Source organism: Stutzerimonas kirkiae, from assembly GCF_004327335.1.
Taxonomy (GTDB): domain Bacteria; phylum Pseudomonadota; class Gammaproteobacteria; order Pseudomonadales; family Pseudomonadaceae; genus Stutzerimonas; species Stutzerimonas kirkiae.
The window spans coordinates 122,756-138,433 of record NZ_QJUO01000003.1; the positions used below are offsets into that span (position 1 = coordinate 122,756).

The 15,678-nt window shown below is 63.2% G+C and carries 20 protein-coding genes and 2 pseudogenes; 11 read left to right on the plus strand and 11 right to left on the minus strand.

Features of this window, described 5'->3' with window-relative positions; translation table 11 throughout:
• Nucleotides 1-176 precede the first annotated feature (176 nt).
• On the plus strand, nt 177-1,496 hold the full coding sequence (locus DNJ95_RS03450; protein WP_131183320.1) for an OprD family porin: 1,320 nt from the start codon (nt 177-179) through the stop codon (nt 1,494-1,496).
• 210 nt (nt 1,497-1,706) lie between these two features.
• Here the strand turns inward: DNJ95_RS03450 and DNJ95_RS03455 are convergent, their stop codons facing one another.
• Nucleotides 1,707-2,561 (minus strand): DMT family transporter, encoded by an 855-nt coding sequence (locus DNJ95_RS03455; RefSeq protein ID WP_131183321.1) that lies wholly within the window; start codon nt 2,559-2,561, stop codon nt 1,707-1,709.
• Nucleotides 2,562-2,938: 377 nt separating this feature from the next.
• On the opposite strand from DNJ95_RS03455, the gene DNJ95_RS03460 reads away from it, so the two are divergent.
• The 7 genes from DNJ95_RS03460 (at nt 2,939) to DNJ95_RS03490 (ending at nt 8,486) form a co-directional block, all read left to right on the plus strand.
• Nucleotides 2,939-3,577, plus strand: coding sequence for a peroxiredoxin (locus DNJ95_RS03460; protein ID WP_131183322.1), 639 nt, complete (start codon nt 2,939-2,941; stop codon nt 3,575-3,577).
• A 28-nt stretch (nt 3,578-3,605) separates the two neighbouring features.
• Nucleotides 3,606-4,199, plus strand: a complete 594-nt coding sequence (gene ssuE / locus DNJ95_RS03465; RefSeq protein ID WP_131183323.1) for an NADPH-dependent FMN reductase — start codon at nt 3,606-3,608, stop codon at nt 4,197-4,199.
• Between the two features lie 96 nt (nt 4,200-4,295).
• Complete coding sequence (locus tag DNJ95_RS03470; RefSeq protein ID WP_131183324.1) at nt 4,296-5,279, plus strand: sulfonate ABC transporter substrate-binding protein; 984 nt, start codon at nt 4,296-4,298, stop codon at nt 5,277-5,279.
• Between the two features lie 128 nt (nt 5,280-5,407).
• Nucleotides 5,408-6,556 (plus strand): FMNH2-dependent alkanesulfonate monooxygenase, encoded by a 1,149-nt coding sequence (ssuD, locus tag DNJ95_RS03475; RefSeq protein ID WP_131183325.1) that lies wholly within the window; start codon nt 5,408-5,410, stop codon nt 6,554-6,556.
• Between the two features lie 26 nt (nt 6,557-6,582).
• On the plus strand, nt 6,583-7,374 hold the full coding sequence (gene ssuC / locus DNJ95_RS03480) for an aliphatic sulfonate ABC transporter permease SsuC (RefSeq protein WP_131183326.1): 792 nt from the start codon (nt 6,583-6,585) through the stop codon (nt 7,372-7,374).
• Nucleotides 7,371-8,171, plus strand: coding sequence for an aliphatic sulfonates ABC transporter ATP-binding protein (ssuB, locus tag DNJ95_RS03485; protein ID WP_131183327.1), 801 nt, complete (start codon nt 7,371-7,373; stop codon nt 8,169-8,171). The genes ssuC and ssuB overlap by 4 nt, the downstream gene beginning before the upstream one ends.
• A 99-nt stretch (nt 8,172-8,270) precedes the next feature.
• Complete coding sequence (locus DNJ95_RS03490) at nt 8,271-8,486, plus strand: TOBE domain-containing protein (protein ID WP_131183328.1); 216 nt, start codon at nt 8,271-8,273, stop codon at nt 8,484-8,486.
• A 126-nt stretch (nt 8,487-8,612) separates the two neighbouring features.
• Here DNJ95_RS03490 and DNJ95_RS19735 read toward each other — a convergent pair whose 3' ends face one another.
• The 3 genes and pseudogenes from DNJ95_RS19735 to DNJ95_RS19745 all read right to left on the minus strand — a co-directional run.
• Nucleotides 8,613-8,966 (minus strand): aminotransferase-like domain-containing protein, encoded by a 354-nt coding sequence (locus DNJ95_RS19735; protein WP_338069360.1) that lies wholly within the window; start codon nt 8,964-8,966, stop codon nt 8,613-8,615.
• 85 nt (nt 8,967-9,051) lie between these two features.
• Nucleotides 9,052-9,264 (minus strand): annotated as a pseudogene (locus tag DNJ95_RS19740) (aminotransferase class I/II-fold pyridoxal phosphate-dependent enzyme); the annotation flags it as partial.
• A gap of 224 nt (nt 9,265-9,488) precedes the next feature.
• Nucleotides 9,489-9,910 (minus strand): annotated as a pseudogene (locus DNJ95_RS19745) (4Fe-4S binding protein); the annotation flags it as partial.
• 61 nt (nt 9,911-9,971) lie between these two features.
• Between DNJ95_RS19745 and DNJ95_RS03505 the strand changes: the two are divergent.
• Nucleotides 9,972-10,277, plus strand: coding sequence for a sigma-70 family RNA polymerase sigma factor (locus DNJ95_RS03505; protein ID WP_341351904.1), 306 nt, complete (start codon nt 9,972-9,974; stop codon nt 10,275-10,277).
• Nucleotides 10,274-10,609, plus strand: a complete 336-nt coding sequence (locus DNJ95_RS03510; RefSeq protein WP_165491539.1) for a FecR/PupR family sigma factor regulator — start codon at nt 10,274-10,276, stop codon at nt 10,607-10,609. Before DNJ95_RS03505 ends, DNJ95_RS03510 begins: the two co-directional genes overlap by 4 nt.
• 4 nt (nt 10,610-10,613) lie before the next feature.
• Here DNJ95_RS03510 and DNJ95_RS03515 read toward each other — a convergent pair whose 3' ends face one another.
• From DNJ95_RS03515 to DNJ95_RS03545, 7 genes are all read right to left on the minus strand, one after another.
• Nucleotides 10,614-10,916 (minus strand): chaperone modulator CbpM, encoded by a 303-nt coding sequence (locus tag DNJ95_RS03515; RefSeq protein WP_242671842.1) that lies wholly within the window; start codon nt 10,914-10,916, stop codon nt 10,614-10,616.
• Nucleotides 10,913-11,824 (minus strand): DnaJ C-terminal domain-containing protein, encoded by a 912-nt coding sequence (locus DNJ95_RS03520; protein WP_131183332.1) that lies wholly within the window; start codon nt 11,822-11,824, stop codon nt 10,913-10,915. The genes DNJ95_RS03515 and DNJ95_RS03520 overlap by 4 nt, the downstream gene beginning before the upstream one ends.
• Before the next feature lie 69 nt (nt 11,825-11,893).
• Complete coding sequence (cysZ, locus tag DNJ95_RS03525; protein WP_131183333.1) at nt 11,894-12,643, minus strand: sulfate transporter CysZ; 750 nt, start codon at nt 12,641-12,643, stop codon at nt 11,894-11,896.
• Nucleotides 12,640-12,981: a HopJ type III effector protein gene (locus DNJ95_RS03530; RefSeq protein ID WP_131183334.1), complete on the minus strand. Its 342-nt coding sequence runs from the start codon at nt 12,979-12,981 to the stop codon at nt 12,640-12,642. The genes cysZ and DNJ95_RS03530 overlap by 4 nt, the downstream gene beginning before the upstream one ends.
• 82 nt (nt 12,982-13,063) lie before the next feature.
• The gene (folX, locus tag DNJ95_RS03535) at nt 13,064-13,438 is read right to left on the minus strand and encodes a dihydroneopterin triphosphate 2'-epimerase (protein ID WP_131183335.1); all 375 of its coding nucleotides are present in this window, start codon (nt 13,436-13,438) and stop codon (nt 13,064-13,066) included.
• A 9-nt stretch (nt 13,439-13,447) separates the two neighbouring features.
• Entirely contained in the window at nt 13,448-14,155 is a 708-nt protein-coding gene (gene folM / locus DNJ95_RS03540) for a dihydromonapterin reductase (protein ID WP_131183336.1), read from the minus strand.
• Nucleotides 14,156-14,202: 47 nt separating this feature from the next.
• The gene (locus DNJ95_RS03545; RefSeq protein WP_131183337.1) at nt 14,203-14,832 is read right to left on the minus strand and encodes a PilZ domain-containing protein; all 630 of its coding nucleotides are present in this window, start codon (nt 14,830-14,832) and stop codon (nt 14,203-14,205) included.
• Nucleotides 14,833-15,200: 368 nt separating this feature from the next.
• On the opposite strand from DNJ95_RS03545, the gene DNJ95_RS03550 reads away from it, so the two are divergent.
• Complete coding sequence (locus tag DNJ95_RS03550; protein WP_131183338.1) at nt 15,201-15,653, plus strand: flavodoxin; 453 nt, start codon at nt 15,201-15,203, stop codon at nt 15,651-15,653.
• The last annotated feature ends 25 nt before the right edge of the window (nt 15,654-15,678 follow it).

Below are 15,678 nucleotides of genomic sequence, written 5' to 3' on the forward strand. Positions count from 1 at the left end.
TTACTTTTTAGAATTTGTTTTAAATGAAATATTCTTTTTAAGAATTACAGTGACTGCTTAATCTTGTCATCAAGCTTTCATAAAGCGCACAGCGCCGAAGCTGTGGAAAAAGACCGCCCCGTGGGAAAACGCCGGCGGCCCATAAGAAGTCAAGTCCTGCAACTGGAGCATCGAGCATGAACAAATCTACCTTGGCACTGGCTATTTCTCTGGGCGTCATCGCCCAGCAGGCCGGTGCGGCCGGTTTTATCGAAGACAGCAAGGCGAACCTGGGATTGCGTAACTTCTATTTCGACCGCAACGACAAGGACACAGCCAACAGCAACAGCGAAGCCAGCGAGTGGGGCCAGGGCTTTATCTTCAACTACCAGTCCGGTTTCACCGAAGGGACTGTAGGGGTAGGGGTCGATGTGATCGGTCTGGCAGGTATCAAGCTGGACTCCGGTGGCGACAGCAGTATCCCGCGTAGCCGTGCGCCGGGTGCTCTGTTCCCGCAGGAAAGCGATGGCAGCGCCGTGGACAGCTATGGCAAGGCGGGCGCCACCCTGAAGCTGCGCCTGTCGAAGACCGAGGCGCGTATCGGTACCCTGCAACCCAAGCTACCGGTAGTGAACATCAACGATGGCCGCCTGTTGCCACAACTGTTCGAAGGCGGGCAGGTCACGTCCAATGAGATCGACAACCTGACCCTGACCGCGGGCCAACTGGAGCACACCAAGACCCGCAGCTCCAGCGACAGCATCGGTCTGCGGATCGGTGTGCCGAACAACACGCCCTTTGCGGATTCCAACAAGTTCTACTTCGCTGGTGGCGACTACAAGCTGAGCAAGGACCTGACTGCCCAGTACTACTACGGCAACCTGAAGGATTTCTACAAGCAGCACTTCCTCGGCCTGGTGCATAACCTGGTGTTGCCGGCCGGCTCGCTGAAGACCGACCTGCGTTATTTCGACAGCAGTTCCGATGGCAAGAACGGCAGCGTTGCCGGTCGCGCCGAGGGCTACAGTAGCAATGGCTACTACGCTGGCAGCGCTTCCCCGGGTGAGGTCGACAACCGTACCTGGAGCGCCCTGTTCACCTACAGCCTGAGCGGTCACTCGCTTGGCCTGGGCTATCAGCAGGTTTCCGGTGACAGCGCCTTTCCCTTCCTGAGCCAGGGCGACGGTGCGACCGCCTACCTGATCACCGACCGCCAGATCAACAAGTTCCTCAGTGCCGGCGAGCGCACCTGGCTGGCTGAATACGGCTATGACTTCGCCAGCCTCGGCGTGCCTGGCCTGAAAGCCAGCGTGGCCTACCTGTCCGGTACCGATATCGATGCCGCGCAGAGTGATCGCAAGGAGTGGGAGCGCGATTTCCGCGTGGACTACACCCTGCAGGATGGAGCATTGAAAGGTCTTGGTTTCTCCTGGCGCAATGCGAGTTTCCGCAGCAACGCGAGCACCAGCCAGGATGAGAATCGCCTGATCGTCAGCTATAGCATTCCGCTGCTGTAAGCGTTGATTCGCGACTCCCTGGAGAGATGCTGCGGGCCGCCATCCTCGGTCCGCCGTAGCGCGAGCTTTATGTGTAGGTGTCTTTTCGCCGGCCTTTGGGGTCGGCTTTTTTTTATGGTGCGCCCGGCAGGGCGCTGTCTGCTCGATGTCTGCCATTCCTTCGGGGCGGGAGGGCGGCAGAATTGCCCCGGGTCGTTTGTGTGGCGTCGATCAGCTTGCCGAGCGCAGGCCCGACCAGGCCACGGCGCCCAGGATCAGGGCACCACCGAGCAGCATGCCGCCACTGGGCGTCGAGCCGAACACCAGCCAGGCGCCGGCAATGGCATATACCGGCTCAACGGCGATGACCACCGCAGCGGTGCTGGTCCTGACTTGCTTGAGGGCGGTGATGAACAGGCTGTAGGCCAGGCCGGTGCAGAATACCCCCAGTGCCATCAGCAGCAGCCAGTCGCGGCTTTCGACCAACGGCAACTCCCGCCAGAGCGGCGGGAGGAGCAGCAGGCTGATGGCCAGGCATTGCCACCAGCAGGCCGGCAGCCCGCCGACATCGCTGGAGAAATGCTTGTTGGCCACGGCAATGGCGGCATAGCTGGCGCCTGACAGCACGCCCCAGAGCAGGCCCTCGGTGCTGCTATCGTTGAGATCGAAGGACGGCGTGACCAGCACCAGGCCGGCCGATACCAGGAGCAGGATCAGGCTGTCGATGTGCCCTGGCCGCAGGCCGGACAGCAGCCATCCGATCAGGGCGGTGAAGGCTGGAAACGTCGCGAAACCCAATGTCGCCATGGCTACGCCACCGGTCTGCACCGCGACGAAAAACAATATCCAGTGCATGCCCAGCGCGCTACCGGTGGCCAGCAGCTTGCCCGCCGTCGCCACCGGTACCCCGCGCCAGGGGCGCTGCCGCAGGCACAGGCAGAACAGGCTGAGGGCGAGCAGGGCGAAGGCCGCCCGGCCGAGGACGATCATGCCCGCACTGACTGCAAGGGATTGTCCGAGCAGGGCGGAAATACCGACCAGGAAGGCTGCGCCGTGCAATTGCAGGTGGGCGATATATCGGTTCATGGAGCGCTGTGCTGGGCTGGGGCGGTTATGGTGGCGCTGAATGCACCTCCCGTAAACGGGCTGTGATGACCCACGCGCCTCGATAGAGGCGCTGGAGTCGGGGTGCTGGGCAGGAAAGTACGGCGGCAGGCGATTTTTCGTTCAACGCAGCGCTGTCCAGGGCTCTTGCCGGGGCTTCTGGCGTATGGGCGCGGGTGTGGCGGTGAGTCGTGCGCGTCAGGCATCGCAGGCGGTGGTCGTATGACTCGCCAAGGCTGGCGATGCTGGCCTGTTTATATTCTTTTTTAGGATAAATAAATCATTATTTATTCTTTTTAATTTTGATGATTCCTGAGCATAGTGTCCCCAGCAAACAGACAACCTCAGGAGCAAGGCAAATGAGTATTCGACTTGGCGATATCGCCCCGGACTTCGAGCAGGACTCCAGCGAAGGGCGTATCCGCTTCCATGAGTGGCTGGGCGACAGTTGGGGGATCCTGTTCTCCCATCCCGCCGATTTCACACCGGTCTGCACCACCGAACTGGGGTTCACCGCCAAGCTCAAGGACGAGTTCGCCAAGCGTGGCGTCAAGGCCATCGCGCTCTCGGTGGACCCGGTGGAGTCCCATGTGAAGTGGATCGACGATATCAATGAAACCCAGAGCACCCGGGTCAATTTCCCGATCCTGGCCGATGCCGACCGCAAGGTTTCCGATCTCTACGACCTGATCCATCCCAACGCCAGCGATACCCTGACCGTTCGTTCACTGTTCGTTATCGATCCGAACAAGAAGGTGCGGCTGACCATTACCTACCCGGCCAGTACCGGCCGCAACTTCAACGAAATCCTGCGGGTGGTCGATTCGCTGCAACTGACCGACAGCCACAAGGTCGCCACGCCGGCCAACTGGCAGGACGGCGATGAGGTGGTGATCGTGCCGTCGCTCAAGGACGAAGAAGAGATCAAGCAGCGTTTTCCCAAGGGCTACCGTGCGGTACGTCCCTACCTGCGCCTGACGCCGCAACCCAACCGTTGATTCCATACACAGTCGTTCAGGTGGTGTGATGCTGGTTGTTTCTCTTGCGGGCAGTCCGAGTGAGCGTTCGCGCGGCGGGGTAGTGCTCGAAAAGGCCAGGGAATGGCTGCAGGGGCGCGGGGTCGAGGTGGTGTGCTACGGCATACGCGACTTCGTTGCGGAAGATCTGCTGCATGCGTGTTTCGACAGCCCCCAGGTACTACGCCTGCGTGAGCACATCGCCGCGGCCGACGGCCTGCTGGTGGCGACGCCGGTGTACAAGGCGTCCATCGCCGGAGCGCTGAAGGTGCTGCTCGACCTGTTGCCCGAGCGCGCCCTGGCGGACAAGGTGGTGCTGCCGATCGCCACGGGGGGCAGCGAGGCCCACATGCTGGTGGTCGACTATGCGCTGAAGCCGGTGCTGGCGGCGCTCAAGGCCCAGGAGGTGCTGCAGGGGGTGTATGCAATCGACCGTCAGGTCAGCTATGCCGAGCCTGAGCGGCCGGCCAGCCTTGAGCCCAGTTTGCAACGACGGCTGGACGATGCGCTTGCGCAGTTTTTCGAGATCCTGGCGCGACGCCCCCGTGCGCTGGCGCCGGAAACACTTTACGAACGGCTGGTGCAGTCGCGCTGGAGTATCTGATTTTTTCGGTGCCCGGAACGATTCCGGGTATCGGCTGGTTCACGGGTGGTTGCCGCTGGCGGTCGTCCATTCATTGATCTGTTCAAGGAGAGTGCCATGCGCACCATTACTTTGCGCCGTAGCCTGGCGGCCCTGCTCGCCGCGGCCATTTCGCTGGGTGCCATCACCCAGGTCCAGGCCGAATCCCTGCGTATCGGCTATCAGAAATACGGCACGCTGGTGCTGCTCAAGGCCAAGGGAACCCTGGAGAAACGCCTGGCCGAACAGGGCGTCGAGGTGCAGTGGACCGAGTTCCCTGGCGGGCCGCAACTGCTGGAGGGCTTGAACGTCGGCTCCATCGACTTTGGCGTGACCGGGGAAACGCCACCGGTATTCGCCCAGGCGGCGGGCGCCGACCTGCTTTATGTCGCGCATGAGCCGCCAGCCCCCAGTGGCGAGGCGATCCTGTTGCCGAAGGACTCGCCGATCAAGTCGGTGGCCGAGCTGAAGGGCAAGCGCGTGGCGTTGAACAAGGGTTCCAACGTGCATTACCTGTTGGTGCGTGCGCTGGAGGATGCCGGCCTGAAATACAGCGATATCCAGCCGGTCTACCTGCCGCCCGCCGATGCGCGCGCGGCATTCGAGCGTGGCAGCGTGGATGCCTGGGTCATCTGGGACCCGTTCCAGGCCGCCGCCGAGAAGCAACTGGATGCACGCACCCTGCGCGATGGCAATGGCCTGGTCGACAACCACCAGTTCTACCTGGCGACCCGCCCCTTCGCCGAGAAGCACCCGCAGGTGATCAGCACTCTGGTGGAAGAGATCCGTGGCGTTGGCGAGTGGGTGCAGAACAACCTGGACGAGGCCACCGCACAGGTGCAGCCGCTGATCGGTCTGCCCACCGATATCACCCGTCTGGCCGTCGAGCGGCAAGGCTATGGCGCCAGCTTCATCAGCCCGCAGGTGGTCGAGGCGCAGCAGAAGATCGCCGATGCCTTCACCGACCTGAAGCTGATTCCGAAGAAACTCAGCGTCAAGGACGTGATCTGGACGCCCCCGGCGAACGCCGCGGCGGGCCACGCCCACGCCCACGCCCACTGAACGCTTTCGCGGGCTCCTTCCCTTCGGGGCGGGAGCTTCGCGGGCAAGCCCGCTCCCTGAACAGCTTGAACGATGCCCTTTGCCGGTAGAGGAAGGGCCCTGAATGACGAGATCACGAGATCACATCAATGAGCCTCAATATTTTCTGGTTTCTGCCAACACACGGCGATGGGCACTACCTCGGAACATCCCGAGGAGCGCGCGCGGTCGATCATGGCTACCTGCAACAGGTCGCCCAGGCGGCGGATCGCCTGGGCTACGGTGGCGTACTGATTCCCACCGGGCGCTCCTGCGAGGATTCCTGGCTGGTGGCGGCGTCCCTGATCCCGGTGACGCAGAAACTCAAGTTCCTGGTGGCATTGCGCCCCGGCATCATCTCGCCGACGGTGGCCGCGCGCCAGGCGGCGACCCTGGATCGCCTGTCCAATGGCCGCGCGCTGTTCAACCTGGTGACCGGTGGCGACCCGGACGAACTGGCCGGTGACGGCCTGCGCCTGTCCCATGCCGAGCGCTACGAGGCGTCGGTGGAGTTCACCCGTATCTGGCGGCGGGTACTCGAAGGGGAGAACGTCGACTACGAAGGCAAGCACATCCAGGTCAAGGGGGCGAAGCTTCTCTACCCTCCGGTCCAGCGCCCGCGTCCGCCGTTGTACTTCGGCGGCTCGTCCGAGGCCGCGCAGGATCTGGCCGCCGAGCAGGTCGAGCTGTACCTGACCTGGGGCGAACCGCTGGAGGCGGTGGCCGAGAAGATCGCCAGTGTGCGTGAAAAGGCCGCGCGCCAGGGGCGCACCCTGCGCTTCGGTATCCGCCTGCACGTGATCGTGCGCGAGACCAGCGAAGAAGCCTGGCAGGCGGCCGAGCGGCTGATCAGCCATCTGGACGACGACACCATCCAGCGTGCCCAGGCATCCCTGGCCCGTTATGACTCGGTCGGGCAACAGCGTATGGCGGCCCTGCACCAGGGCGACCGCAATCGCCTGGAGGTCGCGCCGAACCTGTGGGCCGGCGTCGGCCTGGTACGCAGTGGCGCCGGTACCGCGCTGGTCGGCGATGCCGCGACCGTGGCCGAGCGCATCAACGAATACGCGGCGCTGGGCATCGACACGTTCGTCCTGTCCGGCTATCCGCACCTGGAGGAATCCTACCGGGTCGCCGAACTGCTGTTCCCGCTGCTCGACGTGGCGCCCCAGCAGACGCCGGAAAACCTGGCGCCGGTGGTGGCGGCTGGCGAGATGATCTCCAGCGATATTCTGCCCACGGCCGTTGCGGCGCAGTGACCTGTGGTCCATCCGGGAAATGACTCATGAGTGATAGAGCCAATAAATTGATCCTGCGCCTGGCACCCTGGGCACTGCCGGTCGCCCTGCTGGCGATCTGGCAGTTGTCGGTGAGCGCCGGGCTGTTGTCCACGCGTATCCTGCCGGCGCCCAGCGCGGTGCTGGCGGCCGGCTGGGCGTTGCTGGCGAGCGGTGAAATATGGACCCACCTGGCCATCAGCGGCTGGCGTGCCGGTATCGGTTTCGCCATCGGCGGCGGTATCGGGCTGTTGCTGGGGTTCATCACCGGCCTGTCGAAGTGGGGCGAGCGCTTCCTCGACAGCTCGGTACAGATGATCCGCAACGTTCCGCACCTGGCGCTGATCCCGCTGGTGATCCTGTGGTTCGGCATCGACGAGAGCGCGAAGATCTTCCTGGTCGCGCTGGGCACGCTGTTCCCCATCTATCTGAATACCTATCACGGTATCCGCAACGTCGATCCGGCGTTGGTGGAGATGGCGCACAGCTATGGCCTGTCCGGCTTCTCGCTGTTCCGCCAGGTGATCCTGCCCGGCGCCTTGCCGTCGATCCTGGTGGGGGTGCGCTTTGCCCTGGGCTTCATGTGGCTGACGTTGATCGTGGCGGAAACCATTTCCGCCAGCTCGGGCATCGGCTACCTGGCGATGAACGCCCGTGAATTCCTGCAGACCGATGTCGTGGTGCTGGCGATCCTGCTGTACGCGGTGCTCGGCAAACTGGCGGATGTCGCGGCACGGACACTGGAGCGTGTCTGGTTGCGCTGGCATCCGGCCTATCAGGTCAAGGGGGAGCGGACATGACCGTCCTGCACAATCTCAAGCGTGGCATTCCGCTGTTCATCGACGGGCTGCGCAAATCCTTCGGGGAACGTGAGGTGCTCAAGGGCATCGACCTGAATATTCCCGCCGGGCAGTTCGTGGCGGTGGTCGGGCGCAGCGGTTGCGGCAAGAGCACTCTGTTGCGCCTGCTGGCCGGGCTCGATCAACCGACTTCCGGGCGCCTGCTGGGGGGGGCGGCGGCGCTTTCCGAGGTCCGCGAGGATACCCGCCTGATGTTCCAGGACTCGCGCCTGCTGCCCTGGAAGAAGGTCATCGACAATGTCGGGCTGGGGCTTTCCGGCAACTGGCGGCCGCGTGCCTTGCAGGCGCTGGAATCGGTGGGGCTGGCCGATCGCGCCAACGAGTGGCCGGCGGCGCTGTCCGGTGGGCAGAAGCAACGTGTGGCGTTGGCGCGTGCGCTGATCCATGAGCCGCGCCTGTTGCTGCTCGACGAACCGCTCGGTGCGCTGGATGCGTTGACCCGTATTGAAATGCAGCAACTGATCGAGCGCCTGTGGCAGCAGCATGGCTTCACCGTGCTGCTGGTGACCCACGATGTCAGCGAGGCGGTGGCGATTGCCGACCGCGTGATCCTGATCGAGGAAGGGCAGGTGGGGCTGGACCTCAGCGTCGACCTGGCGCGCCCGCGCAATCGGGGTTCGGCGCGCCTGGCGGCCCTGGAGTCGCGTGTGCTCGACCAGGTGCTGGAACGCCCGGCGCCACCGGAGGAACCCGATCCCGTATCACCGCTCCCGACGCAGTTGCGTTGGGCACTCTAAGAGCAACTGCAAGTGGCAAGCTTCAAGTCAGAGCACGACGCGCTCGCTTGCAGCTTGCCGCTTGAATCTTGAAGCTAAATTCGACCCAGGAGAAATACCATGACCATCAAGGCAATCAACGTTCGCAACCAGTTCAAGGGCACTATCAAGGAAATCATCATCGGTGATGTACTGTCGGAAATCGACGTACAGACCGCCGCCGGTACCGTGACTTCGGTCATCACCACTCGTTCGGTGCGCGAGCTGGAACTGGTGGTGGGCAGCGAAGTGATCGCCTTCGTGAAGTCCACCGAGGTCTCCATCGCCAAGCTCTGAGGTCCATGCCAGGCGCCTGATTGGGTGCATTGGAGTCTGGAGGGTGGCGGCCTTGGTAGGGCGCGAGCACCTGGACGGCGAAACCGGTGCGCGCGGCGTACCCTACGGTGAGTCGTCGGCAGCTTCTCAGAAGGCGCCGATGACCCTCCCCAGCACAGCCATTGCCTGCTCGCTACGGGTATCCCAGGGATGCCCGTGGTTCAGGCGGGCGCAGTTCTCGAAACGGCGGGTCGCCGAGAATATCGGGCCGGGGGCCGGGCTGATGCCTTGCGCCAGTGCCTGTTGGAACAGGTGCAACGAATCGACGCGCCATGGGAATTCGAACCAGAGGAAGTACCCGCCGATCGGGCGCGTTACCCGCGTGGCCGCTGGAAAGTGCCTGGCCGCCTGCTGGGATTCCAGGGCATGCCGCAGTTTGCGCAGGTGCCGGTCGCAGCCACCCTGTTGCAGGTAGTCGGCCAGCGCCGCCTGGGCCGGCACTGAGGGGGGAGATGGTCGTCATCAGTTTCAGTCGGCTGATCTGCTGCGCATAGCGCCCGCCCGCCACCCAGCCTACCCGGTAGCCGGGGGCCAGGCATTTCGAGAAAGAGCCGCAGTGCATCACCAGGCCCTCGGTATCGAAGCCTTTCACCGGCCTCGGTGGTTGCGGCCCGTAGTACAGCTCCGCATAGGCGTCGTCCTCGATAAGCGGCACCTGATGCTTTTTCAGCCGTTCATGGAGGCCGCGCTTCTTCTCCTCGCTCATGCTGGCGCCGAGGAGGTTCTGCAGGCTGCTCATGAACCGGCAGGCCTTGATCGGCAGGTGCCGCAGGCTGTCGGTCCATGCCGTCGCGAGGGTGTACAGGGATCTCCAGCGCTTTCAGCTCCAGGCGCTCGAGGCACTTGCAGGGTGGCGTAGAAGGCCGGGGATTCTATGGCCACCAGGTCGCCGGGGCGGGTCACGCATTGCCGACACAGGTTCAATGCCTCCATCGCACCGCTGGCGATCACCAGCTTCTCCGGCGACAGCATGCCGGGCGACCATGGGGCTGCGTCCAGCCTGGTACGCTGGTTGCGATCGCCCTCGGTGACTTTCTCCGCCCACATGAAGACCCAGGTGAAGACGCTCTGCGGGCAGGCGTAGCCGCACCAGACCCGGCCGGCGAAGACCGTGATGAAGAACAGGCCGAAGGCGCAGATGATCAGCAGCACGCAGAGCAGGATGAAATCCTGTGGCCAGATGGTCGTGCCGAATATGAAGAACTTGCCCCCGGCCAGGTCCCGGAGCACGGCCTGGCGGTCTTCCTGGTTCAGCGCCAGGCCGTACCGAAGAACAGCAGGAACCGCAACCCGGCCCCGAAATAGATTGACAAGAATCCTCCGTAAAAGATAATGCGATGAATTCCTATTTGGTGTTGCTGTAGGCGGGATGCATATGTCGACATCACCTGATCGCATCAGGGCCATGCAGGTCGTTCGCTCCGCTTTCCAGGCCGTCTTGCCACAGTGCTCGACCGCCTCACGGCAAGGGCCTTCGCCGGAGGAGTATCCCGGTCGCTACACGGGTGCCGGGAGTGTCAATTCATCTCATTGCAGGAGGATGCTGCCATGATCGATACCGCCGTAGAACGCATAGACCGGATGTTGGCAGGCTTGCCGACGCGGGCCCGCAGGGCATTCCTGCTCAACCGCCTGGAAGGTTTGCCCCGGCAGATGATCGCAGAGCGCCTGGGCGTATCCCAGGGCACCGTGGAACGCGATCTGCGCCGTGCCTTCATTCACTGCCTGGCACCGAGTGGTGAGTGCCGGTGAGCCAGGCCAGGGTCGATCCGGTAACCCGCGAAGCCATCGACTGGCTGCTGCGGCTGGATGCCGGTTACGCCCGTGCGGGAGAGCGGCAGGCATTCAATGCCTGGCTCGACAGCGACCCGCAGCATATGGATGCCTGGCGCCGTGTCAGCGGCCTGTTGCAGGAGCCGCTGGCCGAGCTGCAGAACGCCGAGGCGCACAGCCCGGGGCAGATGGAGGCCGCCAGCCGGCTGTTGAGCGCCTCCTGGAGAGGCTCGTTGCGCAGGCGCCTTCTCTACCTCGGGCTGGCGGCCCTGGCTGTGTTCGCTGGGCTGTTCGGCCTGCTGCGAAGCTGAAGCTTCACTGGCTGAAGCGTTCCAGGCGGCGGCGCAGGTAGCGATTCTCGTCGCGCAGGTTTTCCATTTCGCCGAGCAGCTCCAGCATCAGGGCGGTGGTTGCCCAGTCCAGTTCCAGATCGCGTTGCAGCCGCCTGGCCTGGCGTAGCCTACCCAACGCCTGTTCATCGAAGCGCCATTCCCCTACGTGTCGGCCGGAAGGGGAGACGACACCGTACTCGACCAGTTCGATAAGGGCCTCGGTCGGCAGTTCGCTGGCGCGGCAGCATTCTTCCAGGCTCAGGTAGATGATCAGGTGAGTGCTCATTGGCGTACGCTCCAGTTCGCGCGAGGGTCGAAAGGGCTCTGCTGTTGCAACTGCCGCCAGAGTGCCTGGGCCTGTTCATCGGAAGCCTTGGGCATGACGATCCGCAGGACCGCATAGAGGTCGCCTGCTGTTTCTTTCGTGGGTAGCCCCTTGCCTTTGAGGCGCAGGCGCTGGCCATTCTGACTATTGGCGGGGACGTTGAGGAGGAGCTGGCCGCCCAGGGTCGGAATGGTGATCCGTGCGCCGAGGGCGGCTTCCCAGGGAGCTAGGGGAACGGTCAGGATCAGGTCGTGCCCATCGACATCGAACAGTGGGTGCGGCACCAGGCGGATGGTCAGGTACAGATCGCCGGCAGGCGCTCCCTCCCGCCCAGGCGCCCCCTGGCCCTTGAGGCGGATACGTTCGCCGTCGCCGACACCCTTGGGCAGGGTGACGTTGAGTGTCCGGGACTGGTTGCCGGGCAGCGGATAGCTGATCGGCTTGGGCTGGCTTGCCAGCAGTTCTTCGAGAAAGACCGGCAGCTCCAGCTCGATGTCCCGGCCAGGCCGCGGGCGATTTCCAGCCGATGCCTGGCGAGCTCCGAAGAGGGATTCGAAGAAGTCGGAAAAGTCGCCTTCGAAGACCGTTCCGCCGTCGTTGAACGAGGACGACGACTGCCACCCCGGCGGTGGCTGGAAGGAATCCTGCGCGCTGCCATGGCGCCGCAGGTGATCGTATTCGCTGCGTTTTTCGGGGTCCTTCAGCACTTCGTAGGCTTCGGCGACTTCCTTGAAACGTTCCTCGGCGTTCTGCTCCTTGCTGACATCCGGGTGGTAGCGATGCGCCAGCTTGCGATAGGCGCTCTTGATAGTCTTGGCGTCGGCCTGTTCATCGACGCCGAGAATTGCGTAGTAATCCTTGAACTCCATTAGAAGCCATCCTTTACTGCACCTGAATCGAGTCTACTCCTGGTTCCGGCGTAACCAATACCTTCCCTGTCAGGGGCTTTCCCGTTCGCGTACCCAGAATAGTGTGGCGCCGGCGACCGCAGCCGGCATGATCAGCAGGTTGACCAGCGGCACCAGCAGCGCCGCATAGGTCACGGCACCGAAGCTCAGGCTCTGCCAGCGGCGCTGGCGTAGCCAGACGAGCATGTCTTGCCAGCTCATCTTGTTGTTGTCCGCCGGGTAGTCGATGTATTGCACCGCCATCATCCAGACCCCGAACAGCAGCCACAGCGGGGCGGCCAGGATATTCAGCACGGGGATGAACGACAGCACCAGCAGGGCCAGCGCCCGGGGGGCGAAGTAGGCCAGTTTGCGCAGTTCGCGGCCCAGGGTGCGCGGCAGCATGGCCAGCAGCTCGGCCCAGTCGAAGGGCGGCGCATTGTCCTCGCCGCGCACCACGCGCTCGACTTTCTCCGCCAGAAAGCCATTGAACGGCGCGGCGATGATATTGGCCAGCATGGTGAAGCTGAAGAACACGATCAGCAGGACCAGTAGCACGAACAGCGGCCACAGCAGGTATTCGAGGAAGCCCAGCCAATCGGGCAGGCTGGGCATGATCGCAGCGACCCAGCTCGAGAACTGGCTGATGGCGAGCCAGATCAGGCCGACGAACAGTAGCAGGTTGATGCCGATCGGCAGGATCACGAACAAGCGCAGGCCGGGGCTGAGCACCAGCCGTATGCCTTCTCTGAGGTATTGCGGGCCGGAATGTGCGGCCAGGCTGACCGGGCCCTGTTTCATTTGCGCTGCAGCGGCTGCTGGTCGAAGCGCACCGCGGCAAGGCCCGCTGCCATCAGTGCGCGGATATTGCCGTGATCCTCAGCCTCGGGCGTGGCGAGGACACTCCGGTAATGTTCGCCGAATGCCAGTAGCGCTTCTTCAGTCGAAAACCCTTCCAGTAGCGCCAGACCGAGTGTCTTGCAAGAGCCCTCGTTGTGGCCGGCGGCATTTTCCACGCCGGCGTTGACGAAGCGGCTGGGTTGGTAGCTGTAGTTCCGCGCGATGAATGCCAGGGTGTCCTCGAACGGGTGTTCGCGGTCATGCAGGCTGGCTCGGAAGGCTTTCAGGGTGTCGCTCATCTGGGGTTCCTCGGTCAGGCGCCGCCAGGGCTGTGGCGACGATTTTTCTACTATTTCTAAGGCCGGCCAGGCAGGCGAAGGTTCAGTCGCGGTGGGCCGTGAGGGTGATCGACACCGATTCGGAAAAGCGCAGGGCATGGGGTTTGTCGACCTCCACTTCGGCGTAGCGCACGCTTTCATGCAGCATCACCAGGTCGAGGATTTCCTGTGTCAGGCGCTCCAGCAGGGCGAAGCGGTTGTCCTCGACATGCTGGATGATCGCCTTGGTGATGGTGCGGTAGTTCAGGGCGTGCTCGATGATGTTGTCGCGCACGGCGGCATTGGCCGGGTACAGGATCGTCAGGTTGATGATGACATCCTGCCGGTTGAGGATCTCTTCTTCCTTGATGCCGATGAAAGTGCGCAGGCTCAGGTTCTTGACGCGGATGCGGGCCAGGCCGGGGTCGAGTCGAGGCATGATGGCTCCCTAGATGAGGTGGCGGCCGCCATTGACGGCCAGGGTGGTTCCGGTGACGTAGGGCGTATCCAGCAGGTAACGCAACGCCTGGTAGATGACCTGGGGGCCGGGCTCGATGCCCAAGGCCGACTTGGCCAGGGCCCGGCGCCGGTATTCGTCGTCGTCCTGCGGGTTGAACTGGATCAGGGCCGGCGCGATGCCGTTGACCTTGATGGCTGGCGCCAGGTCGGCGGCGAAGGACAGCGTGAGGTTTTCCAGGCCTGCCTTGCTCGCGGCGTAGGCGATGTGCTTCCTGCTGCCCTTGTGCGTGACGTCGTCGCTGATATGCACGATGTCCGCCGCGCCGCCATGCCGTAGCAGGCCGGCGCAGTGCAGGTTGATCAGGTAGGGGGCCTGCATATGCACCTGGAACATGTGCTGGAAGGCCGCCGCCTGCTGGCCCGCTTCGTCGGCGTGCCAGTCGGAGGCATTGTGGACGATCGCCCGCAGTTGATCGGTATGGGCCTTGATTCGTTCTATGAAGGCGAATATGCCGGCATTGTCGGAGAAGTCGGCGTGGAGGGTGATGGCGCCTCGTTGGCGCAGGATATCCAGGCCTTCGCGTTCCCGGCGGTAGCTGACGATCACCGGCTGGCCTTCGTCCAGCAGTCGTTGCGCGCAGTAAAGGCCTATGCGCTGGCTGGCGCCAGTGATCAGGATAGGGGCCCGGTGGTCCATGGTAATCCGTCGCAGAGGTTGAGTGATGACCGCCCTGGCGGTGCCCCTCAGTTTACCAGATCGTCCGGTAGTTCCGGCTGCAATTCCGGGTGCAGCTTCTGGTGCTGGGCATAGAGGAAGCTGCGTACCCGCTCGGCATCCCGCCCTTCGGGGAACTCGACTTCATAGGCGGCCATGCCGTCCCGTGCCTCGCTGATGCGCCGGGCATTGATTTGCAGCGAGCCTTCGCCAGGCAGCGCCAACTGCAGATGGAAGTGGCGAGGGGCGCGGCGTTTGTGGCTGGTGTCGACCACCAGGCTGTCGGGAGACAGTTCGTGCACGCTCAGAGGGCTTTCTTCGCCATCTTCTTCGAGCAGCGGCAGTGGTTGTTCGAGTTGCAGGCGCCAGGTGCGCATCGTGGGGCCGCGCTCGTAGATGGTGGGGGGCGCCAGTTGCAGCCGCAGGTTGTGGAATTCATCCTCGTTCAGTTGCAGCGGGAAGGACATGCAGAATTCATCGAACTGGGCCTCGAAGGTCAGCCGGGTCTGGGCAGCCAGTTGCAGCAGCAGAGCGTTGGCCTTGCCGCCGCCGTCGATATGAAAGCCCGGACCTTCCTTGTTCGAGGCATCGCAGGGGGTGCGCATCAGTTTGTGGATATAGCGCAACTCGGCTTTTGTCAGAACATTCGTTGCCATCATGCTGAGACTATCCTGGAAGAGCGAGACACAGGATCGTGGCATGCCGTAGTCGAACTAGTGGCAGGCACAAGGTGGGACTCGCGGCTCGACCATAAGTTTTCTGTGATGTTCCTGATATCCGACCAGCGGTGTCGGTCTTGTGGGTTGTCGGTCCTGGCAAGGTGTTGCGAGAAAGGCGCGGAGGCTGGAGCGCTGGAAGACAAGGGCGGGCTGTCTTGCGTTTTCGTTCAGCCTCCAGTTTTCCAGCACTCTTCCCGACGCTTCCCCGCGCCTGGCGCAATCGCCCTGCATCTATCCATGGTGAATACCTCGAGCGATATGGTTCTAGGGCATAATGCCGCGCTCGGATTCAGTAACGGAGCCGCTTCATGAGAGTCGCCATTCTTTCCGGTACCGTCTACGGCACTGCCGAAGACGTTGCCCGCCATGCCGCCAGCCTGCTCGGGAGCGCCGGTTTTGAAACCTGGCACGATCCTCGCGGGCAACTGGACCAGGTGTTGGCCTTCGATCCGCAGGCATTGCTGGTGGTGACGTCTACCACGGGCATGGGGGAACTGCCGGACACCTTCGTCGGCCTGTACAGTGAGATTCGTGATCGTTTCCCGGCCTGGAGTGGCCTGCCGGGTGGTGTCATTGCCCTGGGAGACAGCAGCTACGGCGATACCTTCTGTGCCGCGGGCGAGTTGATTCGCGAGTTGTATCAGGAGCTTGGCATTCGCGAGGTGCAGCCGATGCTGCGCCTTGATGGCAGTGAAACCGTGGACCAGGAAACCGATGCGCAACCCTGGCTGGCCGCTTTCGCCGAGGCTCTGCGTTCCTGAGTCGTGTACTGCCACGTACCTGTGT

Bases quoted from the DNA above. Each gene is read 5' to 3' on its own strand.
- ssuB (WP_131183327.1), top strand. From the start codon at position 7,371: ATGACCGTCCTGCACAATCTCAAGCGTGGCATTCCGCTGTTCATCGAC.
- DNJ95_RS03450 (WP_131183320.1), top strand. From the start codon at position 177: ATGAACAAATCTACCTTGGCACTGGCTATTTCTCTGGGCGTCATCGCC.
- folX (WP_131183335.1), bottom strand. From the start codon at position 13,438: ATGCCTCGACTCGACCCCGGCCTGGCCCGCATCCGCGTCAAGAACCTG.
- DNJ95_RS03515 (WP_242671842.1), bottom strand. From the start codon at position 10,916: ATGAGCACTCACCTGATCATCTACCTGAGCCTGGAAGAATGCTGCCGC.
- folM (WP_131183336.1), bottom strand. From the start codon at position 14,155: ATGGACCACCGGGCCCCTATCCTGATCACTGGCGCCAGCCAGCGCATA.
- DNJ95_RS03530 (WP_131183334.1), bottom strand. From the start codon at position 12,981: ATGAGCGACACCCTGAAAGCCTTCCGAGCCAGCCTGCATGACCGCGAA.
- DNJ95_RS03520 (WP_131183332.1), bottom strand. From the start codon at position 11,824: ATGGAGTTCAAGGATTACTACGCAATTCTCGGCGTCGATGAACAGGCC.
- ssuE (WP_131183323.1), top strand. From the start codon at position 3,606: ATGCTGGTTGTTTCTCTTGCGGGCAGTCCGAGTGAGCGTTCGCGCGGC.
- cysZ (WP_131183333.1), bottom strand. From the start codon at position 12,643: ATGAAACAGGGCCCGGTCAGCCTGGCCGCACATTCCGGCCCGCAATAC.
- DNJ95_RS03490 (WP_131183328.1), top strand. From the start codon at position 8,271: ATGACCATCAAGGCAATCAACGTTCGCAACCAGTTCAAGGGCACTATC.
- DNJ95_RS03455 (WP_131183321.1), bottom strand. From the start codon at position 2,561: ATGAACCGATATATCGCCCACCTGCAATTGCACGGCGCAGCCTTCCTG.
- ssuC (WP_131183326.1), top strand. From the start codon at position 6,583: ATGAGTGATAGAGCCAATAAATTGATCCTGCGCCTGGCACCCTGGGCA.
- DNJ95_RS03460 (WP_131183322.1), top strand. From the start codon at position 2,939: ATGAGTATTCGACTTGGCGATATCGCCCCGGACTTCGAGCAGGACTCC.
- DNJ95_RS03470 (WP_131183324.1), top strand. From the start codon at position 4,296: ATGCGCACCATTACTTTGCGCCGTAGCCTGGCGGCCCTGCTCGCCGCG.
- DNJ95_RS03550 (WP_131183338.1), top strand. From the start codon at position 15,201: ATGAGAGTCGCCATTCTTTCCGGTACCGTCTACGGCACTGCCGAAGAC.
- ssuD (WP_131183325.1), top strand. From the start codon at position 5,408: ATGAGCCTCAATATTTTCTGGTTTCTGCCAACACACGGCGATGGGCAC.
- DNJ95_RS03545 (WP_131183337.1), bottom strand. From the start codon at position 14,832: ATGATGGCAACGAATGTTCTGACAAAAGCCGAGTTGCGCTATATCCAC.